This window comes from Photobacterium sp. WH77, from assembly GCF_022014395.1.
In the GTDB taxonomy this organism is placed as follows: domain Bacteria; phylum Pseudomonadota; class Gammaproteobacteria; order Enterobacterales; family Vibrionaceae; genus Photobacterium; species Photobacterium arenosum.
The window spans coordinates 40,950-65,090 of record NZ_JAKLTE010000016.1; the positions used below are offsets into that span (position 1 = coordinate 40,950).

Consider the following 24,141-nt stretch of genomic DNA (forward strand, 5'->3'; position numbering starts at 1 on the left):
AGCAGGGCGTTTTTTTTCGGGTTAGCCTGATCAGCGCAAGGGTCAGATCACCCGTGAAAACTGCTGCTGGCGGGCGCGCTGGCGCAGATAGATATCAAAGCACATACAGATATTGCGGATCAGCAACCGTCCTTTGGCGGCGACTGCAATCCGCTCACCTGTCACAGCAACCAGACCGTCATCGATAAACATCTGCAGCAGCGACAAGTCTTGGGCAAAATAGTCCGCAAAGCTAATGCCATAGCGCTGCTCAATATCCGTTATCGATAACTCAAACTGACAAATCAGGGTTTTAATCACCTCACGGCGCAGCAGATCATCGGCGGTCAGGTTCACCCCTTTCCACAGAGCATGCTGGTGCGATTCAATGTCGGCATAGTAAGCATTCAGCTCTTTCTGGTTCTGGCCATAGCTGTCGCCAATCATCGATATCGCAGACACCCCGAGTCCCAGCAAATCGCAATCCCCCTGAGTGGTGTAGCCCTGAAAATTGCGGTGCAGCTTGCCTTCGCGCTGGGCCACGGCCAGTTCGTCTTCCGGCAGGGCAAAATGGTCCATACCGATAAACTGATAACCGCCAGCGGTCAGGGTCTCAATGGTGCTGTGCAGCATCGCCAGCTTTTCTGACGGCGCCGGTAAATCGGCGTCTTTGATTTTTCGCTGGGCGGCAAACAGTGACGGCATGTGGGCATAGTTAAACACAGACAAGCGCCCCGGTTTCATCGCCAACACCTGCTCCAGAGTGTTAACGAAACGGGCATTGTTCTGTTTCGGCAAACCGTATATCAGATCCAGATTGGTCGAGCGGAAACCCAATTCCCTGGCTCGATTGACCAAAGCTTCAATAAAATCTCTGTCCTGCTCGCGGTTAACCAGCTGCTGAACCTCTTTATCGAAATCCTGCACACCGATACTCAGGCGGTTAAAGCCTTCCGCCCGAAGATGATCCAGCACATCCAGCGCTATCCGGCGCGGGTCGACTTCTATGCTGATTTCCGCATCCGGCAGCAGGGTGAAGGAGGCGCGCAGCTGTGCCATCAGCCGGGTAAGTTGCGGCTTGGTCAGAAAAGTGGGCGTCCCGCCGCCCAGGTGCAGCTGACTGACTTCCCGGCCACGCATCAGCGCTGCACGCTGGCGAATCTCAATGTCCAGTGCCGCCAGATAGATGTCGGCCTTATGCGCATGCCGGGTAATGACTTTATTACAGCCGCAGTAATAGCAAAGGGTGTGACAGAACGGAATGTGGATATAGAGCGACAAACGGCGCTCGGGATAACGCTGGCAGGCGGCGGAAAACGCCGCGGCGGTAAAGTCGGGCTGAAACTCCAGGGCCGTTGGATACGAGGTGTAGCGGGGGCCTGAATAGTTATATTTTTCGATCAGTGCCTGATCCCAAATCATGGATTGCTCTGTCATCGCGGCGTTACCTCACAGACGTTCTGCCAAGTCAATCCGCCAAGCTAGCATGAGGCCGCCGCCCGATTATTGATCGATAACAAAAACAGCTCGGATTAGGCCGACCGGCATACAAAAAAACCCAGTGGCCAGCCACTGGGTTTTTCATTTCACTCGCAGGCTCTGGGTCAGGCCTTTTGCGCCAGGATCTGAGTCAGTTCCGACTGTATCGCATCAAACAGCCGTGACTCGGCTTTCATGCGCAGCAGATCGTCTTTCATCCGCTCCTGCTTAGCCAGGGCTTTGCGTTCATCACCACGCGGCATCTCTTCAACCACTTTATACAGCTCAAACAAAGCCGGATACTGGGCGGAAAAGTTGACGCTGCGCTCGGCCTGCAGGACTGTCATCAGCTTGTACAGGCGAATGGCAATTTCCGACATGTCACACTGCTCCTGCCGTCCGGCTTGCGCAATGATGTAGACACTTTCCAGAATATTGCTATTTCGCTGCGCAATTGCCTCGCTCTGTTGCTGCTCTGCGCGGGCTATAAAAGCCTTATGGCGCTGCTTTTGTAAATACAGCTGGTAGAGCAGATAACCGGCGTAGGCCGCCAGTGCCACAACAATCAGGCTTCCTGCCACTAACAACCAGAGTTTCAGATCCTGCAAGGCTTACTCCTTATCGAAATCGTCCCAACGGGTATTTTCAAAATCATCGAGCAGATCTTCTTCGCTGCGGGCATCCCCGGCGGCGATTTGATCCTCGGCTTCATCCTGTTCTTCTTCGTACAGACCCAGCTGTTTCATCAGCTGCTCAATACGGTCCAGTTTCTGGTCAACCTGCTTCTGCAGGCCGGCACCCAGTTTTTCGCCGGCATCGAGACGGTCCAACAGTGCCATCAGCTGCGGATCATTCTCCAGCATTGCCAGTTCCTGCTCGGCACTCATGCGGCGCGCCTGCTTGGTGGCTTTTGGCTCAACAATCAGTGGCACAGGTTTTTTACTGCCGTGGCGAGGATCTTTCGCCTGCCCCTGACGATGCGCATTCTGAGCATCAGCATCTGAGTGGCGGCTGCCCGCTTTCAAGCCTTTACGCTTACGGGCTTTCTGACGGGCACGGCCATCCAGGTCTTGCTGGCTGACACTCTTTTCTACGAACTGCGCCGGGCCTTCAGAGCCAGGTTTACGGCCTCTTTTCTTACGGGTCATGACTGATTTTTCCTCAGCATAATTACATCGTTACCAATAAATTCCACCGTCAGCCCATCTCGCTGTGCCAGATAACGGAACGTCTCTTGGCTGAAAAAGCTGACGTGGGTGGGATCATTCTTGTAATGCCAGCGGCTAAATGCCTCGGCATCGGTTGCCAGCTTAGTCATCAATCCCAGCCAGCCGCCCGGCTTGACCAATGACAGCAGCAACTGCCATTCACGGGCCGGGGTATAAAAATGTTCAATCGCCTCGGTACAGGTGACAAAGTCATACTGAGATGCCAGCGCACCGGTATCCGGGGCAAAATAGGGGTCATAAACAGCAACCTGATGTCCCTGCTCACGAAGCATGCTTGCCAGAGCAGGTCCAGGCCCGCAGCCGAAATCCAGGCCATCCAGCGGCCCTGGCGGCAAACGCGCACTAAGCGGTGCGGCCAGCCGGCTGAGGAAACGGCGATACCCTTCATCTTCAACATGGTTTTCATGCTGATCGTAGACCGCTTTTTCCTGCTCAGGTGTCAGATGCGAGGCCGGGTCCGCAAACACCAGACTGCAGGCCCGGCATTGAAAATAGGCCCGCCGATTATCTTGATGATAAACCTGAATGGTTGCGCTGTCGCATAAGGTACAAACCGTCATCAGCATCTCCTTGAGCCAGGATTTCCGGCGCGGTCAAAATCAAGCCGCGTATGATAGCAGACCTGCGCCGATTGAGAAACGGACAGCGCGGTGAATCCCAGCCAGTAAAAAAGGCAGCCTGAGCTGCCTTTATTACACTGCGAAGCTTGCGATACTGAGTGTGTGATCAGTGAAGACCGCCAACGTACTGTGACAAGGCGTCGATTTCCTTATCACTCAGTTTCGCTGCAACTGAACGCATCATAGCGTTCATATCATTGCTGCGCTGGCCTTCGCGGAACATGGTCAACTGTTTCTTGATGTATTCCGCAGGCTGTCCGGAAATATCCGGGAAACCAGACAGGCTGGTGCCATTACCCCGCGGACCGTGGCACGCCGTACAGGCCGCAATTCCACGGTCGGCATCACCCACACGATAAAGCTGCTGACCGATTTCGATCGAGCTCTCAGTGGTAGTGCCTTCAATCGCAGGCAGGGAACTGAAGTAAGCCGCCAGATCCGCCATGTCTTGTTCAGACAATGGCATCGCCATGCCGCCCATCACAGGATCATTACGCCCTTGTTCACCACCAGTCGTCATCGCCAGCTTGAATTCCTTCAGCTGCTTCTCCAGATAACGTGGGTGCTGACCCGCAAGGTTGGGGTATTGTCCTGTGATACCTTTTCCATCAGCGCCATGGCATGCTGCACATGTCGCTGCTTTTGCTTTTCCAGCTTCAACATCTCCCTGGGCCCAGCTTGTGCAACTGGCAAGAAGTGTAAATATCAATGCTAATTTCTTCATGACATTCCGTTTATAATTATTGAGCTTCCAGTACCACAAGTATTGCTTAGCAACATGGTATACAATGCACCACTAACCAAGCAGGGTTAGTGGTACATTTTACACACTTTCGCATAAAAGTAATTAGTCGACGACCAGAAGACTTGACGGAGTTAACAGTGAATTCCCCTCTCAACTACAGACAAACCCATTTTATTACCAGTGCTCCGGACATCCGCCACCTTCCTTTGGATAAAGGCGTTGAGATTGCATTTGCTGGCCGATCTAATGCTGGTAAATCAAGTGCTTTAAATCGTCTGACTGATCAGAAAGGCCTGGCACGTACCTCAAAGACCCCAGGTCGTACCCAGTTGATCAACATGTTTGAAGTCAGAACCGGCTGTAACCTGATTGACCTGCCAGGCTATGGTTATGCTCAGGTGCCGCTTGAGATGAAGAAGAAATGGCAGGCCGCACTGGGTGAATACCTGCAAAAACGCGAATGCCTGCAGGGACTGGTGGTGTTAATGGATATCCGCCATCCGATGAAAGATCTCGACCAGCAAATGATTTACTGGGCAGTGGAAAGCCATTTGCCGGTACTGGTCCTGCTGACCAAAGCGGACAAACTCAAAAGCGGTGCCCGTAAAGCGCAGTTGCTGAAAATTCGCGAAGCCGCGCTGGCCTTTGGTGGCGATGTGGAAGTCGAGAATTTTTCTGCCCTGAAAGGCATAGGTGTTGATCAGGTCCGCCGCAAACTCGATACCTGGTTTGCCCCGGAACTGGCCCGTCAGCAGGCCTTGCTGGAGGCAGAGAATATTGAACAGGACGGTATGGAGCCGGACGCAGAATAACCTCTATCAATATGCCTGATCGCCCGATCAGGCATCAACCCGCCATTTTTCTCACTTTCGCACCGGTCAGACCATTGACGAACGCCAGATAAAAATGTCCCCACCGGAACGATGGGGCAACGGGAGAGAAATAGGAGGTTTTTATATTTGTTCAGAAAGGATTAATGATTTAACCAGCCAACGCAAGTTTTTTATACGAAATCTGGGCGTTTGTTCCCCTCTGATTCCTGATTTTCCATAGCTCCCCTCTGACATAACATTCACTTTTGCCCGACTCAGGCCAAAAGCTCAGCCAATTGTTTCATTCTGCAAATTAAGTCATCCCCTGATTTACCTGAACCGCTCAATTTGGAACTAAATTACAGAAACATGGCAAAATGACAAAAAAAAGCCACCCAAAAACGGGTGGCCGGATCATGGATAGGTCGGCTGGCGATGTATTCACTCAGTCCGACAAATATGAACAAGAAGCAGGCTTCATTATAAACGCCTCATTAACATAATTAAAGTAATTACTCTAATTATTATCCGTCGGGTCATCCGGCAGAGAAACCACAACATCTGTGACACCGGGCTGAGGAGCCAGATTAGCCGCGATTCCGGGCAAAGATGCATAAAGTATCAGCAAATACTGCCAGCAGAGGGATAGCTTATGCGGGAGAGGATGAGCAACAGTCGGGAGATGAAAACGGATAATGATTGGGCCGGCCACAAATAAAAACGCCCTGGCCAAATGACCAGGGCGGCTAAAAAAAGCCAAATCCAATAACGTGAAACAAAAGGTCTGAAAGATAGAACATCTTACCTCTGTACCCTACGCCGATAACTGTATATCAAGTGTGCAGAGAAAAAAAGCCCTTTTCGTAGTTTTTTTTCATATGAGACGTAATTAAATTATACAAAAATTTGATAAACCCTGACTCAGATTGAAAAAAACCGGCCTGCTGGCCGGTTTTTGACGATTTTATTACATGTTTCACGGTTCACGCTGAGGAGGATTAATGCGCCTGATCCCAGTTGTCACCGCTGCCTGCATCCGCGATAAGTGGCACATCCAGCTCGGCAGCGGCTTCCATCAGCTCGCACACCGATTTCGCCACACTCTCCAGCTCAGATTCTTTCACTTCAAACACCAGCTCATCGTGTACCTGCATCAGCAAACGGACACGCTCGCTGTCTTGTGTCTGAATCCAGTTATCGACGGCCACCATGGCACGTTTGATGATATCCGCCGCCGTGCCCTGCATCGGGGCATTGATCGCCGCCCGCTCCGCCGCTTTGCGGCGAATGGCATTGCGCGATTTAATGTCCGGCAGATAGAGACGACGGCCAAACAGAGTTTCGACATACCCTTGCTCGCTGGCCTGGGTACGGGTGCTTTCCATATATTCCAGCACACCCGGGTAGCGCTCAAAGTACACATTCATGTATTGCTGCGCCTCGTTCCGGCCCATCCCCAGCTGTTTTGCCAGACCAAAGGCACTCATGCCGTAAATCAAACCAAAGTTGATGGCTTTGGCACGCCGGCGCTGCTCACTGCTGACCTCTTCAATTGGCAGGCCGAGGATCTCGGCCGCAGTCGCGGCATGGATATCTTTGCCGTGACGGAAGGCATCGAGCAGCGCTTTGTCGCCGGACAGATGGGCCATAATCCTCAGTTCAATCTGAGAGTAGTCGACCGCCAGAATCTTGTAGCCTTCCGGTGCTGTAAAGGCCTGGCGGATCCGGCGGCCTTCTTCGTTGCGGATAGGAATGTTTTGCAGATTCGGATCGGTCGACGACAGACGTCCCGTGGCCGCAACGGCTTGATGGTATGACGTATGTACCCGCTTTGTGGCCGGGTTAATCATGCGCGGCAGTTTGTCAGTGTAGGTCGATTTGAGTTTCGCCAGCCCGCGATGTTCCAGCAGCAGCTTAGGCAGCGGGTAATCCAGCGCCAGCTCCTGCAGCACTTCTTCATTGGTCGATGGGGTACCGGAAGGGGTTTTCTTGATCACAGGCAAGCCCATTTTCTCAAACAGAATCGCCTGCAGCTGTTTTGGCGAGCTGAGGTTAAACTCCTCACCAGCCACTTCGTAGGCTTTCGCCTGGATCTCATCTAACCGCACCGCAATTTCCTGCGACTGCGCGGTCAGCTTACCGGCATCGAGCAGCACACCAGTGCGCTCCATGCGAGACAGTACTGGCACCAGCGGCATTTCGATGTCTTCCAGCACGCTTTTCAGTTTAGGATCCGCATTGAGCTTGCCGATCAGCAGGTTGTGCAGACGCAGGGTGATATCCGCATCTTCCGCCGCATAAGGGCCGGCCTGCTCCAGATCGATCTGGTTGAAAGTCAGCTGTTTCTTACCTTTGCCGGCAATGTCTTCGAAACTGATGGTTTTGTGTTCCAGATAACGCAGAGACAGGCTGTCCATATCATGGCGGCCCACCACGCTGTTGTACACATACGACTCCAGCATGGTGTCGAAGCGTATGCCCTGCATGGCAACCCCATAACGCGCCAGGACGCTGGCGTCATATTTCAGGTTCTGGCCTACTTTGGCCTGCTCCGGGTCTTCCAGCAAAGGTTTCAACTGGGCGATCACCCAGTCGCGGTCCAGCTGCGACGGCGCATCCAGATAATCATGGGCCACAGGCACATAAGCCGCTTTGCCTTCTTCCGCCGCAAAAGACAGCCCGACCAAATTAGCGACCATGTAATCCAGGTTGTCCGTTTCGGTATCAAATGCAAAGACATCAGACTGCTTGAGTATCGCCAGCCACTCGCTAAAGCGGGCCTCATCCAGCACCACTTCATAACCGCTACGATCAATCACAGGGGCTGGCGCTGCAGGTTGTGCCGGCTCACTGTCTTGTGTCGCAATGGTGGCTGCGCCATCAGCAATAATGCGGCCATCGCTGCCGTCGAGCATTTCTGCCAGCCAGCGACGAAATTGCAGTTTGCCGAACAGCCGGGTCAGCTCATCGATATCCGGGGTGCCTTTTTGCAGCTCATGCGGACCGAATTCGAGTTCTACATCCAGCTTGATGGTTGCCAGCTCATACGACATCAAAGCCGCTTCGCGGTTCTCTTCCAGTTTCTTGGCCATGGTTTTAGAGCCGCGAAAGCCCAGCGCCGCAATGGCATCCAGGTTGTCATACAGATCTTTCAGGCCGCCAATCCCGGTCAGCAGGGCCGTTGCTGTCTTGTCACCCACGCCAGGCACACCGGGAATGTTGTCGACCTTGTCTCCCATCAGGGCCAGATAATCAATGATCAGTTCCGGACCGATACCAAACTTTTCCCGCACCCCGTCAGGATCCATCACCACACCCGTCATGGTGTTGATCAGGGTAACGTTCTCATCCACCAGCTGCGCCATGTCTTTATCACCTGTGCTGATCAGCACAGGCATCCCGGCCTGGGAAGCCTGACAAGCCAGCGTGCCGATGACATCGTCAGCCTCTACCCCGGGTTCGCATATCAGTGGCAGACCCATGGCTTTAATAATGGCGTGCAAGGGTTCTATCTGCGCACGCAAATCATCCGGCATAGGCGGGCGATGCGCTTTATACTCGGGATATAGCTCATCGCGGAAGGTCTTGCCTTTGGCATCAAAGACAACAGCAATGTGTTCCGTCGCAAATTGACGCAGCATGCTACGCAACATATTTACCACGCCATACACAGCACCGGTTGGTTCACCATCTGAGTTAGTGAAATTGGGCGAGGCATGATAAGCGCGATAAAGATACGAGGAACCATCGATCAGGATCAGTGGATTTTCTGGAATAGTTGCCATAATGGATTGTCTGTATCTGGAAGATAAAAGGATCAGGGTCTTAGGATGCCATGAGATGTGCCGAGTGTTAACAGAAGTTTTTCCCTACCTGGATTACTCCACCTGTGGATAAGTTTGTGAGTTTTTGGAATAAGCCTGATGATCTTTTTTTGAATAACCTGAGAAAGATGATTTAAATAATTTAAAAATCATATACTTAAAACATATAACCAAAAATAACCCTTGATCCTGAAAAGATCATCAAGTGTGGAAAAAGTTATCAGATGGCGGTGTAATCGGTCAAAGCGATGCCAAATTCCCCAAGGTTGAACAAAAAGGAGGCCAAGATGAAAAAGGTTGCAGTGATATTAAGCGGTTCCGGCGTCTTTGACGGCAGCGAGATCCATGAAGCTGTGCTGGCGCTGTATGCCATAGAGCAGGCAGGTGCCAGCTGGCACTGTTTCGCCCCGAACGTGGATCAGCACCATGTGATTAACCATATTACCGGCGAGCCGATGAATGAAACACGCAATGTACTGATCGAAGCTGCGCGCATTGCCCGGGGTCAGATCCAGGATGTGGCTGAATTAAGCGCTCGTGACTTCGATGCCCTGCTGCTGCCGGGCGGCTTTGGGGCAGCGAAAAACCTGTCAGACTTCGCCATCAAAGGTGCATCCTGCCAGATCCACCCCGAGGTCAAGCGTGCCTGCCAGGAATTTGCCCGGGCGCAGAAACCGGCCGCTTATCTGTGTATTGCCCCGGTATTGATCCCCCAGATTTATGGCAAGGGCGCAAAAGGCACCATAGGGCATGAAAAAGAGGTAGCCAGTGCATTTCGCGCCATGGGCGGCGATCATATTGACTGCCCTGTCGATGAGTTTGTACTGGATCAGGAACGCTGTCTGTTAAGCACTCCGGCTTACATGCTGGCAGGCTCGATCTCAGAAGCTGCCAGCGGGATCAACAAGCTGGTACAGCAACTGGTTAAAATGGCCTGAAAAAGAAAAAGCGGCGCTTTATACAAGCGCCGCTCAGCAGAAGTGGTCACTGTTTTTAGCCCTACACCAAAAACCTGACCAAGCTGTATTACTGGAAGCAATGTGAGCAATGTCGTGCCTTCATACGGAAACTGTTACTGCTTATTTCCCGCTGAGTGCAAGTTAATAATAACCATTCTCATTACCTTTGCAAGCGTTAATTGATAATAATTTTCATTCATTAATAAATTCAATACCTTCGCCTGTTTATTGCTTGCTTTACCCATTCTCTGGCAGACAAAAAAGAAAAAGCGGTGCTTGAAAACAAGCACCGCTAAGCAAAAGTCGACAACATATTCAGCCCTACACTCAATATCTGCCTTCGCTAAAGTACACTGGAAGCAATGTGAGCAATGTCGTGCTGACAGACCAGAAACGCCTTGCTGTTCGTTTCTCGCTGAAAGCAAGTTAATAATAACCATTCTCATTTATTGATCAAGCATTATTTGCGAATAATTTTCATTTACCCTGTTTATCCCAACTTTTCACGAAATGCAGCCGATAATCCTCTATGCCGTCTTTCTTCTCCATATGCTCTATCTGATAACCGTTTCTCAACAACAATCTCAGCATCGAAGGGTAACGGTTACGGGATTTGACTCTCAGCTCCAGATAGCCCTGCTCTTTTACCCAGGCTTCCTGAGTGCTCATCAGAGCCTGAGCCACCCCATTGTGACGACCTTCGGCGACCACGCCACCAAGCCAGCTGTAATAACAGGTTTCCGACAGGCTGTATCCAATTTTCACGCCCACCAGCTTTCCTTCTTTTTCCGCTACCAGAATCAAAGGACAACGTCCGCGCACTCTGGTTGCCAGACTGTGCTCTGTCTCAGGGTGATCAAATTCTTTGATTCTGGCCAGCACGCTGGCCGCCTCAGCCAGACTGGCTTCACGTATTTTCATCACAGCCCCCAACTCAGATGCCGCCGACAAAAAAGCCGGCGCTTGCCGGCTTTGAGTTTATGACAGCCCCTGCGAGGGCTCAAGCTGGGAACGAATACCAGTCAGACGCTTCACCAGATAATTGAGCAGTACGCCGTACATAGGCACAAACAGGCCCAGGCTGATGATCAGTTTGACGCCATAATCCACCAGGGCAATTTCCACCCAGTGTTCGGCCATGAAGGCATCCGGGCTCTGATAAAAGGCGATGGCGAAAAAAGCAATAGTATCAAGGGCATTACCGAATACCGTCGAGCAGGTTGGCGCTATCCACCACTGCTTGCACTGGCGCAGGCGATTAAACACAGAAACATCCAGAATCTGCCCCAGCAGATAAGCCATAAAGCTGGCTATCGCGATCCGGGCCACAAAGAGGTTGAACTCACCCAACGGCACGAGCCCCTGAAAAGCGCCCTGATAGAAAACCACGGAGAGGAGATAAGACACCGCCAGAGCCGGCAGCATGACCCGGGTAATGATCTTACGCGCCATGGCGGCGCCGTAAATACGTACCGTCAGATCAGTGGCCAGAAAAATAAACGGGAAGGTAAAAGCGCCCCAGGTGGTGTGGACACCAAACAGGGTGAAGGGGATCTGAACCAGATAGTTGCTGGAGGCAATGATCACCAGGTGGAACAAGACCAGAATCCACAGAGCCTGACGCTGCTGGGCCGGCGAGAAAGGAGAAGTCGTCATCAACAGACCTTTTTGTCAAATGGGGGCGAGGGAACCCAAACACACCAACAGCACATTTTATGTACAGTGCTGTCACCAAAGGCGCTGATTATACAGTAACCAATCCGACTGCCAAGACACCACAGGGTTTGGCAAACGTTTGCTGTTAAAAATTGATTACTGAGTCAAGTTTTTGAGCCAACCAGCCAGAAAAGCCAGCGTGTCGCCGTCATCCCGGCTGAGTAATTCCAGCCACATCGCTGAACTGTAATGCTCGCCTTTCAGCATCATCCGGCAGCCTTCAAAATCGATCAGCCAGATATGTAAATCGGCATTGGCCTCTTTTTCTACCACGCTCGCCCCCAGCACAGTGACCAGTGCCTGCGCGACATCGGCAAAGCTGTCGTAGTCAAAATCCGGGGTCTGCAGATGCAAACAGCCTTGCGCGTTGTCCAGTTCGCGAACGCCAAAACGGATGTCAGTCGGATAAGTCATTGGGTGTCCTTCCAGTCTCCGGTGCTGCCGGGCAGTTATGGTGTAAGTAAGTGTGTATTAACGTATCAAAGCATAAGCAAGGCATAGCAATGAACGGGGATTCGTGGTCTTATCGCCCGGTTGCCTTGACGGCCAGGAGGCCTAGCCGGGTAACACTGAGGTGATGAATTGCATTCTCACCCCAATACGCAAGCTGTTTTGTAGTAAACAAAATCCTGGATTTTGTTTCTGCTACACTCTCTGCCGGATAATCGACGATTGTCCGGTATTTTTTTGCCTCCGGCTCAGCCCGCTTGATACTCAGCAGCAGCCAGCAAATGCTCTTCGATCACCGATAAAAAGACCTTGCCGTATTTTTCCAGCTTCCGCTGACCCACACCGTTGACGGCCAGCAATTCACCTTCAGAAGTCGGTAAACGCTCGGCCATTTCCATCAGGCTGGCATCATTGAACACCACATAAGGCGGCAGCGATTCTTCGTCGGCAATCGCTTTACGTACCATCCGCAGTTTAGAAAACAGCTTCTTGTCGTACTGGCGTTTAAGCCGGTTGTCCTGACGGGCATTGCCGCGCGAGCTGCTGTCAATCCGCGGTACCGCGAGCTGGAGGCTGATCTCACCGCGCAGCACAGAGCGCGCTTTCTCGGTCAGCTGCAGGGTGGAACTGTTGACTATGTTCTGAGTCAGGAAGCCGCGGTGGATCAGCTGGCGCACAATACTGACCCAGAATTCATGGCTGTGCTCACGGCCAATACCGTAGGTGCTGAGCTTGTCATGCCCCTGCTCCCTGACTTTGGCGTTTTGCAGGCCGCGCAGTACATCAACCACATGGTGAACCCCAAAGCGCTGATTCACCCGGTAGACACAGGACAGCGCCTTCTGCGCCATTTCCAGTGCCTCAAAATGCTGAGGCGGATCAATACAGATATCGCAGTTGCCGCAGGCGTGTTCACTGTGCTCGCCAAAGTAATGCAACAGCACCTGGCGGCGACAGGTCTGCGCCTCGGCAAACGCCCCCATGGCATTGAGCTTATGGCTTTCGACCTGCTTTTGCGGGCCTTCCTCTTTCTCATCCAGACAGCGGCGCAACCAGGCCAGATCCGCCGGATCGTAAAACATCACGGCTTCGGCAGGCAGGCCATCACGCCCGGCACGGCCGGTTTCCTGGTAATAAGATTCGATATTGCGCGGAATATCAAAATGCACCACGAAGCGGACATTGGGTTTGTTGATCCCCATACCGAAGGCCACAGTAGCGGCAACAACCTGAATGTCATCGCGCTGGAACCCTTCCTGCACCCGGATTCGCTCGTCGTGTTCCAGCCCGGCATGGTAGGCCGCCGCACGTACCCCCTGCTCAGCGAGCTTCTCCGCCACCTGCTCCACTTTTTTGCGGCTGTTGCAGTAAATAATACCGCTCTGGCCCCGCACGCTGGCTAAAAAGCGCACCAGTTGCGCCATCGGCTTGTACTTTTCCTGCAGGGTATAGCGGATATTGGGGCGGTCAAAGCTGCCCAGGTGGGTAAAAGGGTCATCCAGCGCCAGCCGGCTTATGATGTCCTGCCGGGTGGTGTCATCGGCCGTGGCGGTCAGAGCAATGACAGGCATGGCGGGGAAGTGTTGCTTGAGCATACCCAAAGACGCATACTCAGGCCGAAAATCGTGCCCCCACTGGGACACACAGTGCGCTTCATCCACGGCCAGCAGGCTGACCGGCAAACCACTGAGCCGGTCAATGAAATCCCGGCTCACCACCCGCTCCGGCGACACGTAAACCAGCTTCAAGGTTCCGTCTGCCATCCCCTGCCAGGTAGCCTGTATCGCTTCCGGTGGCATGGTTGAATTGAGGCAACCTGCCGCTACCCCATTGGCTTGCAATTGGTCGACCTGATCTTTCATCAGTGAGATCAACGGGGAAATGACCAGTGTCAGCCCTTCGCGTACGAGAGCGGGAATCTGATAACAGAGCGACTTGCCGCCACCGGTCGGTAAAATCACCAGGCAATCACGACCTGACGCCACAGCTTCGATAACCGCCTGTTGGCCGGGCCGGAAAGATTGATAGCCAAACACTTGCTGCAGAATCTGCTCACTGTTGGCGGATGAAACGGCACGGCTGAGATCAGGGGTTGAGGCGGACATGACTTCACTCTTGATTGACACAGCCGGCTATTCTATACCATTCAGATCCCGGATGGGAGCGCCAGCCTCACCGCAACCGGATCAGCAAAAGAAGTCGCTGGTCATTTTGAACAGGCTGGCATTATACTGCCCATTCGGGCATATCTAGCGCAATGCCCATACCTTCCTCTCAATATTTACCATAACGTACTGGAATAGCATGGACGAGCAAGCAAAAACGATCCAACGTGGGGTCATACTGGCTATCGCCGCCTACACCATGTGGGGTATTGCACCAATTTATTTTAAGATGCTGCAAAGCGTCAGTCCGATGGAAATCCTCAGCCACCGCATTATTTGGTCTTTCTTTTTTCTGGCGGGATTAATCTTTATTGGCAAGGGCTGGGGCAAAGTCCGACAGGTACTCAAACAGCCTAAAGTTCTGCTGATGCTGCTGGCCAGCTCTGTCATCATAGGTGCTAACTGGCTGATCTTTATCTGGGCGGTCAACAGCAACTACATGCTGGATGCCAGCCTGGGCTATTTCATCAATCCGCTGCTGAACGTGCTGCTGGGCATGGTGTTTCTGGGCGAGCGCCTGCGCCCGCTGCAGTGGCTGGCCGTGGCACTGGCCGCTGGCGGCGTACTGGTGCAGTTAATTCATTTCGGCTCTCTGCCCTGGGTCGCGCTGGTACTGGCCGCCAGTTTTGGCGTCTACGGCCTGCTGCGTAAAAAAGTCAATCTGGATGCCCAGACCGGCCTGTTGATGGAAACCAGTATTCTGCTGCCATTGGCACTGGGTTATGTGTGGCTGTTCGCCAGCAGCCCGACCTCAGACTGGACGCTGAACAGCATAGACACCAACTTACTGCTGATGGCGGCAGGGATAGTCACCACCTTGCCCTTGCTGTGCTTTACCGGCGCGGCCACCAAACTCAAGCTGTCGACGCTGGGCTTTTTCCAGTACATAGGTCCCAGCCTGATGTTCCTGCTGGCCGTCGCCGTGTACGGTGAAGAATTCAGTGCCGATAAGAGCCTGACGTTTGCCTGCATTTGGGTCGCGCTGGTGTTGTTCAGCTACGATGGCATCAAGGGACACCGCCAGAGCCGCAAGAAAGCCCAAATCGCCTGACACTGCCCGCCCCTTGCTACTCAGCACACAGATTGCTCACACTCGCGGGCAATCTGTGTTAAAAACACCTAATCTTATTGACTGATTCAAAACAATTTTCAGAAGGATAAGCCATGAAAAGGACCTCCCTTGCGCTGGCTCTGACCTGCGCATTGCTCTCCGTCTCGGCCTACAGCGAACAAGCCACAGATCTCATCGCCCCGGAAGGGGCAACGGGCTTTCAGCGGAACGCGCAGGTCACAGGCAAAGAGTGGATGATTGCCACCGCCAATCCGTATGCCAGTGATGCCGGGGCCGCCATTCTGGCCAAAGGCGGTAATGCCATTGATGCCATGATTGCCGCGCAGCTGGTGCTGGGCCTGACCGAGCCGCAATCATCCGGTTTGGGAGGGGGCGCATTTCTGGTGTACTGGGACAGCAAAGAAGCAGCCCTGACCACCTTCGACGGTCGTGAAACGGCCCCGGCCGAAGTCACGCCGCAATTATTCCAGGACGACAAAGGCACGCCTTTGTCTTTCTATGATGCCGTGGTCGGTGGCCGCTCTGTCGGCACTCCGGGCACGGTCAAACTGATGTGGCATACCCACCAGCGTTTGGGCAAGCTCCCCTGGAAAGATCTGTTTGCACCCGCGATAACGCTGGCACGCGACGGCTTTACCGTCAGTCCGCGACTGGCGCAACTGGTTCAGCAAGACAGCGAACGCCTGCAGCGCTGGCCGGCCACCAAAGCCTACTTTTTCCCCAACGGGCAGGCGCTGAAAGCCGGGGATACGCTGAAAAACCCGGCCTATACCGATACCCTGCAGCAAATTGCTGAGCGCGGCGCCAGTGCCTTTTATCACGGTGATATTGCCAAAGACATAGTCAAAACCGTGCGCAGCGCCGAAGGTAATCCCGGGGTGCTCAACACCATGGATCTGGCTACCTATCAGGTCAAAGAACGTCCGGCAGTCTGCGCGCCGTATCGCCAGTATGAAGTCTGTGGCATGGGGCCGCCCAGTTCCGGGGCGCTGACACTGGGTCAGATCCTGGGCATGCTGAGCCATTTTCCGATGAAAGAGCTGGGGCCGCAAAAAGCGCTGAGCTGGCATTTGATCGGCGATGCGTCCCGGTTGGCGTTTGCTGACCGTGGCCGCTATATGGCGGACAGCGACTATGTCCCTATGCCGACCGCGGGGCTGCTAGACAAAGATTACCTCAGCCAGCGTGCCGGCCTGCTGAAAAGCAGTCAGGCATTGCAAGAAGTCAGCGCGGGGCTGCCGCCCTGGTCACACGCCGTAAATTACGGTCAGGATAATGCGCTTGAACTGCCTTCCACCAGCCATCTGGTGATTGTCGATAAAGACAGAAACGTGCTGTCGATGACCACCACCATAGAGAACGGTTTTGGCTCCCGCCTGATGGTGCGCGGTTTCCTGCTCAACAATGAGCTGACCGACTTCTCATTCAGCACCCACGACAATGGCATGCCGATTGCCAACCGGGTCGAACCCGGCAAACGTCCGCGTTCATCCATGGCGCCGACCATAGTGCTGAAAGATGACCAGCCGGTGCTGGCGATAGGCTCGCCAGGTGGCAGTCAGATCATCGGTTATGTCGCCAAAACCCTGATCGCTCACCTCGACTGGGGATTGAGCCTGCAGCAAGCGATCGATCTGCCCAACATGAACAATCGCTTCGGTCCGTTCGAGCTGGAGCAGGGCACCAGTGCTGAGCACTGGGCGCCGGAGCTGGAAAAACTGGGGTTTGAGGTCCAGATCAAGCCGCTCAACTCAGGGGTCCAGGCAATCGGCCTGTTCCGTGGTCAGCTCAATGGGGCCGCCGACCCGCGCCGTGAAGGGAAAGTGGTCGCCCGGTAATTGGTAAGACATTCAATACAAACGCGCCGTAACCTGGCGGATACGGCGCGTTTTGATTAGCGAAGTAAGCAATGACTCACATCGCTTCCAGCTTGGCGTACTGAGTCACCAGCCACTTGATGCCTTCCCCGTTGAAAGCCACCTGAACCCGGCTCTGGGTGCCGCTGCCTTCAAAATTGATGATGGTGCCTTCCCCGAATTTGGGATGCTGTACCCGCTGGCCCAGATTAAAACCGGTCTGATTAAAGTTATCATTGACCTGGGTCTGGCTGAAACGGCCGCCCGTTGACGGACGCGACACCTGCGCTTTCATCCGCACTTCTTCGATAAACTCTTCCGGGATTTCCCGGACAAAACGCGACACTTTATGGAAATTGTCTTTGCCGTACAAACGCCGCATTTCGGCATGGGTGATAAACAGCTTTTCCATCGCCCGGGTCATACCCACATAGCACAGGCGGCGCTCTTCTTCGAGGCGGCCATGCTCTTCGGAGGTGCGAAAGCTCGGGAACATGCCTTCTTCGACTCCCACCATAAAGACCACAGGGAATTCCAGCCCTTTGGCGCTGTGCAAGGTCATCAGCTGAACGGCATCATCGTATTCATCGGCCTGGCCTTCGCCGGCCTCCAGCGCGGCATGCGACAGAAAGGCTGCCAGCGGGCTCATTTCCTGGGCTTCTTCCGGCACTTCAAACTGACGGGTGGCGGTCACCAGCTCTTCCAGGTTTTCAATCCTGGCCTGGGCTTTCTCGCCTTTTTCCTGCTCGTACATGGCCCGCAGACCCGATGCGCGAATAGCCTCGTCGGTCTGCTGATACAGCGGCAAGTCGCGGGTGTCGTCTTCCAGCGCATTCACCAGCTCAACAAAGCGGCGCAGTGAATTGGCCGCGCGCCCTGCCAGGACTTTTTCGTCCAGCAGTTCAACACTGGCCCGCCACATAGTGATACCGCGATCGCGGGCCGCCATGCGTATGGTATCCAGAGTGCGCTCACCCAAGCCCCTGGCCGGGGTATTGACCACCCGCTCAAACGAGGCGTCATCATTGCGGTTCGAGATCAGACGCAGGTACGACAGCGCATCTTTGATTTCCTGACGCTCGAAGAAACGCATGCCGCCATAAATCCGGTACGGCATACCGGCCTGGATCAGGGCTTCTTCCAGCACCCGCGACTGGGCATTGCTGCGATACAGCATGGCCGTGTCATTAAGCGCGCCGCCGCTGTCCTGCCAGCTTTTAATCTTACCCACCACAAAACGGGCTTCATCCAGCTCGTTAAAGGCCGAGTAAACGGAAATCTTTTCCCCTTCGCTGCCGTCGGTCCACAGATTCTTGCCCATACGTTCATTGTTATGGGCAATCAGGGCGTTGGCGGCCTGAAGAATGTTGCCGGTCGAGCGATAATTCTGCTCCAGAAAAATACTGGAAGTATTGGCAAACTCGCGCAGGAAGCGCTGGATATTTTCGACCTTGGCACCCCGCCAGCCATAGATAGACTGGTCATCGTCACCAACTATCATCACATGGCATTCCGGGCCGGCCATCAGGCGCAGCCAGGCAAACTGGATGTTGTTGGTATCCTGAAACTCGTCCACCAGTATGTGCTTGAAGCGCACCTGGTAGTGCTCGCGGATATGCTTGTTGTACTTCAGCAGCTCAAAAGCACGCAGCAGCAATTCGGCAAAATCGACCAGACCGGCGCGATCGCAGGCTTCCTGATAGGCGGTATAGAGCCGCAGCCAGGTCTGTTCAACCGGGTCATTAAAGGTTTCGACATGCGCCGGGCGCAGCCCCTCATCTTTCTTGCCGTTGATATACCAGGCCGCCTGACGGGCCGGCCACTGCTTTTCATCCAGGTTCTGGGCTTTGATCAGGCGGCGCAGCAGGCGCATCTGATCATCAGAATCGATGATGTTGAAATCTTCCGGCAATTTGGCGTCGAGATAATGGGCGCGCAGCATGCGGTGGCTCAGGCCGTGAAAGGTGCCGTTCCACATCCCGGCGCAGTTGCCCTGCATCAGCGCATTGATGCGTCCGCGCATCTCTGCCGCAGCTTTGTTGGTGAATGTCACCGACATCAGTGAGAAAGGCGAGGCTTCTTCTACCCGCAGCAACCAGGCGATCCGGTGCACCAGCACCCGTGTTTTACCACTGCCGGCGCCGGCCAGTACCAAGTGATTCCCCAGCGGTGCCGCCACCGCTTCGCGTTGTTTGTCATTAAGACCATCTAACAAGAGTGAAACGTCCATCGCCTTTCTACTGGTTATTTATACACTGGCGGTGATTATAACAGCTCAGCCAGAGAATGCCTGCCCTGTCGCCGGCTTCTTTCTGCCCCCCGTCACCGACCCACAATCACTTTTCAGCAAAAAATCACACCTGATTGAAATTTATCCGCCCGCCAGCCTTTCTAGTCTTTATAAGAGGGTCTAGTCTGCAAATGAGCCACTCAGTGGTGGCCAGGTACTGCAAGACGGACGTTCGTTCACCGCAACATCTCACTGTTTACTGAAAGAGGAATGATAATGAACAAGAGCCACTTAGCCTTAGCCTCCGCCGTCTCCGGTCTGTTAATTCTGGCCGGTACACTTTCTGCACCTGCTATTGCCGCCGAGGCCAAAGAAAAATGCTACGGCGTTGCCAAAGCCGGTAAAAATGACTGCGCCACCAAAACCGGCTCCTGTGCCGGTACCGCCAAAACCGATGCTCAGAAAGACGCCTTTATCATGGTGCCCAAAGGTCTGTGTGACCGTCTGGCAGGCGGCAGCACGCAAAGCAGTTAATCATGATGCGTGATCATGCCTTTGAACAGGTGGGGGTTGGCCTGCGTGCGCCCCACCTGAGTCTGTTTGCCGCGATGAACCCGCCTGAAGTCGGTTGGCTGGAGATTCACAGCGAAAACTATTTCAACCCCGACAGCCCGGCACGCCGCAGTCTCAACACCATCGCTGACCATACTCCCATCAGCTGCCACGGTATCGGCCTGTCACTGGGCTCTGCCGATCCGCTGGATGTCCGCCACCTGGCTCAGCTCAAACGCCTGATCGACGACATTCAGCCCCTGGCCGTATCCGACCATTTAAGCTGGAGTTCGATCAGCGGCCAGTATTTCAACGATCTGCTGCCCATTCCCTACACGGAACAAGCACTGAATGTGGTTTGCACTAAAATCAGTCAGGTGCAGGAGACGCTGGGACGCCAGCTACTGCTCGAGAACCCGTCCAGCTACCTGAGCTTCCACCATGCCACGTATACCGAGTGGGATTTTCTGGATCTTGTCCAGCAGCGCACCGGCTGCGGCCTGCTGCTGGATCTCAATAACATCTACGTCAGCAGTTTCAATCACGGCTTTGACTGTGCCACCTATCTGGCGGCGCTGAACCCTAACGCCGTCAAAGAAATCCACCTGGCTGGCTTTACGGTCAAACAACTTGATGAGGGTGAAATCTGGATTGATACTCACAGCCGCCCGGTCAGTGATCCCGTCTGGCAACTGTACCGGGACTGGGTACAAACTCACGGCTCAGTGCCGACCCTGATCGAATGGGACCTCGACATTCCCCCGCTGGCAGTGCTGCTGGGCGAAGCCGAAAAGGCCCGGCAGATCCTGCGTAACACCCACCCTGGCGGAGGCAATCATGAAAGATGATGCGCCTGATCTGGCCACCCTGCAGACGAGTTTTGCCCAGGCCTTACAATACCGGCCAAGCGATGTCGCCGGCCTGATCACCGATAACCTTTTCAGCGCCGAACAGCGGCTGCAAATCTACCGCAACAACTTTGTGATCAGCCTGAGCGAAGTGCTAGAAGCGACCTATCCGGCAGTCAAAGCCGTGGTGGGTGACGAGTGTTTTTCCGCACTGGCCCGCCAGCATATTCTGACCACACCGTTGGAGCAGGGCGATGTCAGCCATTATGGCGGCGGTTTTGACCAGACGATTTGTGCTCAGGCAACACTTACCGATGCTGTGCCTTATCTGGCCGATCTGGCGGCCTTAGAGTGGCTGGTCGACCGGGCGTCTATGTGCAATGCGGCCCTGGCGGCGTTTCCGCTGGAAAAACTGCAGGGGCTGACAGAGCAGCGTCTGGCTGAAGCCAGATTGATCCCTCATCCTGCCTGCTGGTTGCTGGACAGCGACTATGCAGTTGCGTCGCTGTGGCTGGCGATACGCGATGAACAGCTGGACGGATTGACCATCCGGACGAGTGAATCCGCCATAGTGCTGCCCGGACCGGCCGTGATCGCCACCACTCAGGCGGGAACCGCACTGGTGCAGCTGGCGCGCCAACATCAACCACTGGGACAAGCCAGCCAGGACATGCTGGCGGTGCTGGGGGAGCTGATTGCTGCACAGGTTTTTAGCGATATTCTCTATGCTGATGAGATGTAATCACCTTTTTTGCCACTTTGGTTTCACTACTCGATCAAAGTGGCTCGCCTGCAGTCCAGGAGGCTGACATGCTCTACCTTATTAAAGACACAGATACCCGGTTCAGCCGTCTGCTGGCGCCGCTGATCCCCCTGCTGTTGTTATTCACCCGCTTGTGGGTGGCCTGGGTCTTTTTCAACTCAGGTATGATCAAATACCAGAGCTGGGACAGCACCCTGTATCTGTTTGAATATGAATATCAGGTTCCGCTGCTGCCCTGGCGGATAGCGGCCTATCTGGGCACGGCAACTGAGCTGATAGTGCCTGTGTTTCTGGTACTGGGCTTGCTGACCCGGCCGATGGCACTGCTGCTGTTTGTCTTCAACATCATAGCCGTGGTGTCCTATCCGCTGCTGTGGGAGAAAGGCTTTTTTGACCACCAGCTGTGGGGCATGATGCTGCTGGTGAATGTATTCTGGGGCGCGGGGCTGGTGTCTCTGGATCATCTGTCCGGCCTGGCGCGACGGCCCAGCCGCTTACTGGAATAGGCTCACACCAGTAACAGCAGCTGATCCAGAGTGTGGATTTCAACATCCGGCAGCCATGTCGCTTTAGACTCCTGATGCATCTGACGTGACTGATCATTAAACCAGCAGGCTTGAAAACCGCTGCGACGGGCGCCGGCCACATCGCTGATCAGGTGATCGCCGACATGAAGAATATCCGCCGCCGACACTCCCAACAGTGCCTGAGCCTGGATAAATAAATCCGGCGCCGGTTTGGACAAGCCGTCACGGCCTGCCACCAATACCCGGGAGAAATACTGGCCCAGGCCGATTTTATCCGCGTCCACATTGCCGTTAGTGATCGCCAGCAGCGGCACCCGCGTGGCCAGTTCGCTGAGCACGGCATGGGTCATATCAGGCACATCGACCTGATTTCTGACGGTTAATACTATGTGCAGCCCTTCTTCCGTCGCCTCCGCGGCCTGGGTCTGCGAATAGCCGAGCCGGATCAGACCGGTACGCAGCATCACCCGGCGCCACTCGGTGACATCGTGGCGCAGCATAGGGTTGTCCTTTGCCAATTGGTATTTGAGCCGCTGCCAGTCTGCGGGCGTCAATGCATGTGAAGCCGGATGCGCGGCGGCCAGCCAGTCATACATCGCCTGCTCGGCGCGCAGAATCACCGGATGGTTATCGTACAGGGTATCGTCCAGATCAAAGGTGAGTGCTTTGGGAGAACGAAAACTGCGGTAAAACTGCATGACACCGGCTCCTTATTTGGTCTTCTTGGCACGCGGATGTGCCTGATCATACACCTTGGCTAAATGCTGAAAGTCTAAATGGGTGTAGATTTGTGTGGTACTGAGATTGGCGTGGCCCAGCAGCTCCTGCACCGCGCGAAGATCACCGCTGGACTCCAGCATATGAGTGGCAAAACTGTGACGCAGCTTGTGTGGATTAATATGACTGGACACCGCTTGCTTTTGTCCCCATTCCGCCATACGTTTCTGCACGTTACGGTTGGAGATGCGCTGGCCCAGCTTGGACACAAACAATGCCGGTTCACCGGGAGCGGCCAGTTGTCCGCGCATTTTCAGCCAGATCCCCACCCATTCCCGGGCCAGACCGGCAAAAGGGACAATGCGTTCTTTGTCGCCTTTACCTATCACCCGCAGATCGCCCTTGCTCAGGCTGATGTCTTTCACGTTCAGCCCAACCAGTTCCGACAAGCGCAGGCCCGCGCCATACATAAGTTCCATCATGGCGCGATCCCGGACCGACAAGGGATCATTCTCATCAACACTGAGCAGCTGATCCATCTCATCGACATCGAGGTTTTTGGGGAGAGGCCGGGATTTACGCGGTGCTGATACCCCTTTGGCCGGATTGGCCTTCAGCTCTCCCTGATGGACCAGATAATCCAGAAAGCTGCGCAACGCGGATAATCGCATAGCCAGGCTGCTGGCCTTGAGGCCGTCCCGCATCCCTTTGCTCGCCACCTGACGAACCCAGGCAGCATCTAAGGTGTGCCAGTCGGAGACCCCCAGTTCGAGCAACTGCTCAGCCACTGTGGTCAGCTGGCGCTTGTAGTTCTGCTGGGTATGCAGACTCAGCTCCCGCTCACTGCGCAGATACTCGTAAAAGCGGTCAAGCGAGCGGGTCAGACTGGCCGGCAAACTCATTCAATAACCTCACGGCTGTATTCCCAGTGGCGGATCAAGCGTCCCAGCACGTCGGCCAACTGAGTCACAAACAGGGTGTCCATCCCGGGTTGAAAATGGCCGCCATCCCGGCTGGCAAAACACAGTACACCGTCAGGCCGTTCCGATTCACCCAGCTTGAGCACGATGAATGAGCCCAGCTGAGGGGGCTGTTCGAACAGCATTTCGCTTTCGGCACTGCGCAGTCGGCCAAGATAAACATCCTGCGGGTTGAGCCGGGCGCGTCGAAACCCTTCAAACGCCTGCCGGCTCAGCGACAGTTCGGCGTCCATGCTGTCAAACAACCGTACACTGACCCGTAAATCCAGTTCCGTCGCCAGTGCAGTCAGCACACTCAGCGCCTGGTAAATATTGTGGGTCTGAAACAATTGCTGCTGGGCACGAGCAAAGGCAGCAAATAACGCGCTGTTACTGGCCGCGACAGACATCATGCCATCGATCTGCTTTTCCAGTTCCGCCACTTTATGGCGCAGCCGCTCCATCTGGCGCTCCACCAGCGAAACCGATCCGCGCTCGGTATGGGGCAGCCTGAGCTGCTCCAGCAGCTCGGGCTGCTGGATAAAAAAGTCAGGATTGGCAGTTAAAAAAGCCGCGATCGCCTGCGGGTTGAGCGCTGCACCCTCATCATCCGCAGGGCGTTGGTTCAGTTGGGTCATC

Annotated in this window: 24 protein-coding genes; 8 read left to right on the top strand and 16 right to left on the bottom strand. The window is 54.4% G+C overall.

The annotated features are described in order from the left end of the window. Positions 1-42: 42 nt before the first annotated feature. The 5 genes from hemN to L6J37_RS15510 form a co-directional block, all read right to left on the bottom strand. The gene (gene hemN / locus L6J37_RS15490; RefSeq protein ID WP_237795778.1) at positions 43-1,416 is read right to left on the bottom strand and encodes an oxygen-independent coproporphyrinogen III oxidase; all 1,374 of its coding nucleotides are present in this window, start codon (positions 1,414-1,416) and stop codon (positions 43-45) included. A 167-nt stretch (positions 1,417-1,583) separates the two neighbouring features. Further along, positions 1,584-2,066: a DUF2489 domain-containing protein gene (locus L6J37_RS15495; RefSeq protein WP_370630703.1), complete on the bottom strand. Its 483-nt coding sequence runs from the start codon at positions 2,064-2,066 to the stop codon at positions 1,584-1,586. 3 nt (positions 2,067-2,069) lie between these two features. After that, positions 2,070-2,606, bottom strand: a complete 537-nt coding sequence (gene yihI, locus L6J37_RS15500; protein ID WP_192017424.1) for a Der GTPase-activating protein YihI — start codon at positions 2,604-2,606, stop codon at positions 2,070-2,072. Then, complete coding sequence (locus L6J37_RS15505) at positions 2,603-3,247, bottom strand: class I SAM-dependent methyltransferase (protein WP_192017423.1); 645 nt, start codon at positions 3,245-3,247, stop codon at positions 2,603-2,605. The genes yihI and L6J37_RS15505 overlap by 4 nt, the downstream gene beginning before the upstream one ends. A 166-nt stretch (positions 3,248-3,413) precedes the next feature. Beyond that, positions 3,414-4,031: a c-type cytochrome gene (locus L6J37_RS15510; protein WP_027251506.1), complete on the bottom strand. Its 618-nt coding sequence runs from the start codon at positions 4,029-4,031 to the stop codon at positions 3,414-3,416. Positions 4,032-4,189: 158 nt separating this feature from the next. On the opposite strand from L6J37_RS15510, the gene yihA reads away from it, so the two are divergent. Then, on the top strand, positions 4,190-4,864 hold the full coding sequence (yihA, locus tag L6J37_RS15515; protein WP_237795779.1) for a ribosome biogenesis GTP-binding protein YihA/YsxC: 675 nt from the start codon (positions 4,190-4,192) through the stop codon (positions 4,862-4,864). A 746-nt stretch (positions 4,865-5,610) separates the two neighbouring features. Here yihA and L6J37_RS21505 read toward each other — a convergent pair. Then, a complete protein-coding gene (locus L6J37_RS21505) occupies positions 5,611-5,664 on the bottom strand; it encodes a hypothetical protein (RefSeq protein WP_442957015.1) in 54 nt (17 codons plus the stop codon). 198 nt (positions 5,665-5,862) lie between these two features. Beyond that, a complete protein-coding gene (gene polA, locus L6J37_RS15520; RefSeq protein ID WP_237795780.1) occupies positions 5,863-8,649 on the bottom strand; it encodes a DNA polymerase I in 2,787 nt (928 codons plus the stop codon). A 326-nt stretch (positions 8,650-8,975) separates the two neighbouring features. Between polA and elbB the strand changes: the two genes are divergently transcribed. Continuing rightward, positions 8,976-9,626: an isoprenoid biosynthesis glyoxalase ElbB gene (elbB, locus tag L6J37_RS15525; protein WP_218386284.1), complete on the top strand. Its 651-nt coding sequence runs from the start codon at positions 8,976-8,978 to the stop codon at positions 9,624-9,626. A gap of 134 nt (positions 9,627-9,760) precedes the next feature. On the opposite strand, the gene L6J37_RS15530 is transcribed toward elbB, so the two are convergent. From L6J37_RS15530 to recQ, 5 genes are all read right to left on the bottom strand, one after another. Then, positions 9,761-10,093, bottom strand: coding sequence for a hypothetical protein (locus L6J37_RS15530; RefSeq protein ID WP_218386286.1), 333 nt, complete (start codon positions 10,091-10,093; stop codon positions 9,761-9,763). A gap of 31 nt (positions 10,094-10,124) precedes the next feature. Then, entirely contained in the window at positions 10,125-10,568 is a 444-nt protein-coding gene (locus L6J37_RS15535) for a GNAT family N-acetyltransferase (protein ID WP_192017417.1), read from the bottom strand. Positions 10,569-10,625: 57 nt separating this feature from the next. Then, positions 10,626-11,303: a 7-cyano-7-deazaguanine/7-aminomethyl-7-deazaguanine transporter gene (locus L6J37_RS15540; RefSeq protein ID WP_237795781.1), complete on the bottom strand. Its 678-nt coding sequence runs from the start codon at positions 11,301-11,303 to the stop codon at positions 10,626-10,628. A gap of 156 nt (positions 11,304-11,459) precedes the next feature. Beyond that, positions 11,460-11,777 (bottom strand): DUF3630 family protein, encoded by a 318-nt coding sequence (locus L6J37_RS15545; RefSeq protein ID WP_218386288.1) that lies wholly within the window; start codon positions 11,775-11,777, stop codon positions 11,460-11,462. 284 nt (positions 11,778-12,061) lie between these two features. After that, a complete protein-coding gene (gene recQ, locus L6J37_RS15550; RefSeq protein ID WP_218386289.1) occupies positions 12,062-13,918 on the bottom strand; it encodes an ATP-dependent DNA helicase RecQ in 1,857 nt (618 codons plus the stop codon). A 199-nt stretch (positions 13,919-14,117) separates the two neighbouring features. On the opposite strand from recQ, the gene rarD reads away from it, so the two are divergent. Continuing rightward, a complete protein-coding gene (gene rarD, locus L6J37_RS15555) occupies positions 14,118-15,029 on the top strand; it encodes an EamA family transporter RarD (protein WP_192017413.1) in 912 nt (303 codons plus the stop codon). Between the two features lie 113 nt (positions 15,030-15,142). Then, the gene (gene ggt, locus L6J37_RS15560; RefSeq protein WP_237795783.1) at positions 15,143-16,888 is read left to right on the top strand and encodes a gamma-glutamyltransferase; all 1,746 of its coding nucleotides are present in this window, start codon (positions 15,143-15,145) and stop codon (positions 16,886-16,888) included. Between the two features lie 76 nt (positions 16,889-16,964). Here ggt and uvrD read toward each other — a convergent pair whose 3' ends face one another. Next, on the bottom strand, positions 16,965-19,136 hold the full coding sequence (gene uvrD / locus L6J37_RS15565; protein ID WP_218386295.1) for a DNA helicase II: 2,172 nt from the start codon (positions 19,134-19,136) through the stop codon (positions 16,965-16,967). 276 nt (positions 19,137-19,412) lie between these two features. Between uvrD and L6J37_RS15570 the strand changes: the two genes are divergently transcribed. The 4 genes from L6J37_RS15570 (at position 19,413) to L6J37_RS15585 (ending at position 21,805) form a co-directional block, all read left to right on the top strand. Next, positions 19,413-19,670: a BufA1 family periplasmic bufferin-type metallophore gene (locus L6J37_RS15570; RefSeq protein WP_218386297.1), complete on the top strand. Its 258-nt coding sequence runs from the start codon at positions 19,413-19,415 to the stop codon at positions 19,668-19,670. 5 nt (positions 19,671-19,675) lie between these two features. Then, complete coding sequence (gene bufB / locus L6J37_RS15575) at positions 19,676-20,536, top strand: MNIO family bufferin maturase (protein ID WP_192017463.1); 861 nt, start codon at positions 19,676-19,678, stop codon at positions 20,534-20,536. Beyond that, entirely contained in the window at positions 20,526-21,278 is a 753-nt protein-coding gene (locus L6J37_RS15580; RefSeq protein ID WP_218386300.1) for an HvfC/BufC N-terminal domain-containing protein, read from the top strand. Before bufB ends, L6J37_RS15580 begins: the two co-directional genes overlap by 11 nt. Positions 21,279-21,346: 68 nt before the next feature. Beyond that, on the top strand, positions 21,347-21,805 hold the full coding sequence (locus tag L6J37_RS15585; RefSeq protein ID WP_192017408.1) for a DoxX family protein: 459 nt from the start codon (positions 21,347-21,349) through the stop codon (positions 21,803-21,805). A gap of 2 nt (positions 21,806-21,807) precedes the next feature. On the opposite strand, the gene yigB is transcribed toward L6J37_RS15585, so the two are convergent. Genes yigB through L6J37_RS15600 form a run of 3 tightly spaced genes read right to left on the bottom strand, consistent with a single transcriptional unit; the run spans position 21,808 to position 24,140 of the window. Further along, the gene (gene yigB / locus L6J37_RS15590) at positions 21,808-22,524 is read right to left on the bottom strand and encodes a 5-amino-6-(5-phospho-D-ribitylamino)uracil phosphatase YigB (protein ID WP_192017407.1); all 717 of its coding nucleotides are present in this window, start codon (positions 22,522-22,524) and stop codon (positions 21,808-21,810) included. 12 nt (positions 22,525-22,536) lie between these two features. Next, positions 22,537-23,445 carry a tyrosine recombinase XerC gene (xerC, locus tag L6J37_RS15595; protein WP_027251490.1) on the bottom strand — a complete coding sequence of 303 codons (909 nt, stop codon included), beginning with the start codon at positions 23,443-23,445 and terminating at the stop codon, positions 22,537-22,539. Beyond that, positions 23,442-24,140, bottom strand: coding sequence for a DUF484 family protein (locus L6J37_RS15600; protein WP_225445338.1), 699 nt, complete (start codon positions 24,138-24,140; stop codon positions 23,442-23,444). The genes xerC and L6J37_RS15600 overlap by 4 nt, the downstream gene beginning before the upstream one ends. Position 24,141: the final 1 nt, after the last annotated feature.

Bases quoted from the DNA above. Each gene is read 5' to 3' on its own strand.
- L6J37_RS15600 (WP_225445338.1), bottom strand. From the start codon at position 24,140: ATGACCCAACTGAACCAACGCCCTGCGGATGATGAGGGTGCAGCGCTC.
- xerC (WP_027251490.1), bottom strand. From the start codon at position 23,445: ATGAGTTTGCCGGCCAGTCTGACCCGCTCGCTTGACCGCTTTTACGAG.
- L6J37_RS15530 (WP_218386286.1), bottom strand. From the start codon at position 10,093: ATGAGAATGGTTATTATTAACTTGCTTTCAGCGAGAAACGAACAGCAA.
- L6J37_RS15505 (WP_192017423.1), bottom strand. From the start codon at position 3,247: ATGACGGTTTGTACCTTATGCGACAGCGCAACCATTCAGGTTTATCAT.
- yigB (WP_192017407.1), bottom strand. From the start codon at position 22,524: ATGCAGTTTTACCGCAGTTTTCGTTCTCCCAAAGCACTCACCTTTGAT.
- yihI (WP_192017424.1), bottom strand. From the start codon at position 2,606: ATGACCCGTAAGAAAAGAGGCCGTAAACCTGGCTCTGAAGGCCCGGCG.
- polA (WP_237795780.1), bottom strand. From the start codon at position 8,649: ATGGCAACTATTCCAGAAAATCCACTGATCCTGATCGATGGTTCCTCG.
- L6J37_RS15540 (WP_237795781.1), bottom strand. From the start codon at position 11,303: ATGACGACTTCTCCTTTCTCGCCGGCCCAGCAGCGTCAGGCTCTGTGG.
- recQ (WP_218386289.1), bottom strand. From the start codon at position 13,918: ATGTCCGCCTCAACCCCTGATCTCAGCCGTGCCGTTTCATCCGCCAAC.
- ggt (WP_237795783.1), top strand. From the start codon at position 15,143: ATGAAAAGGACCTCCCTTGCGCTGGCTCTGACCTGCGCATTGCTCTCC.
- L6J37_RS15580 (WP_218386300.1), top strand. From the start codon at position 20,526: ATGAAAGATGATGCGCCTGATCTGGCCACCCTGCAGACGAGTTTTGCC.
- bufB (WP_192017463.1), top strand. From the start codon at position 19,676: ATGCGTGATCATGCCTTTGAACAGGTGGGGGTTGGCCTGCGTGCGCCC.
- L6J37_RS15585 (WP_192017408.1), top strand. From the start codon at position 21,347: ATGCTCTACCTTATTAAAGACACAGATACCCGGTTCAGCCGTCTGCTG.
- uvrD (WP_218386295.1), bottom strand. From the start codon at position 19,136: ATGGACGTTTCACTCTTGTTAGATGGTCTTAATGACAAACAACGCGAA.
- L6J37_RS15535 (WP_192017417.1), bottom strand. From the start codon at position 10,568: ATGAAAATACGTGAAGCCAGTCTGGCTGAGGCGGCCAGCGTGCTGGCC.
- L6J37_RS15545 (WP_218386288.1), bottom strand. From the start codon at position 11,777: ATGACTTATCCGACTGACATCCGTTTTGGCGTTCGCGAACTGGACAAC.
- L6J37_RS15570 (WP_218386297.1), top strand. From the start codon at position 19,413: ATGAACAAGAGCCACTTAGCCTTAGCCTCCGCCGTCTCCGGTCTGTTA.
- L6J37_RS15510 (WP_027251506.1), bottom strand. From the start codon at position 4,031: ATGAAGAAATTAGCATTGATATTTACACTTCTTGCCAGTTGCACAAGC.
- rarD (WP_192017413.1), top strand. From the start codon at position 14,118: ATGGACGAGCAAGCAAAAACGATCCAACGTGGGGTCATACTGGCTATC.
- hemN (WP_237795778.1), bottom strand. From the start codon at position 1,416: ATGACAGAGCAATCCATGATTTGGGATCAGGCACTGATCGAAAAATAT.
- elbB (WP_218386284.1), top strand. From the start codon at position 8,976: ATGAAAAAGGTTGCAGTGATATTAAGCGGTTCCGGCGTCTTTGACGGC.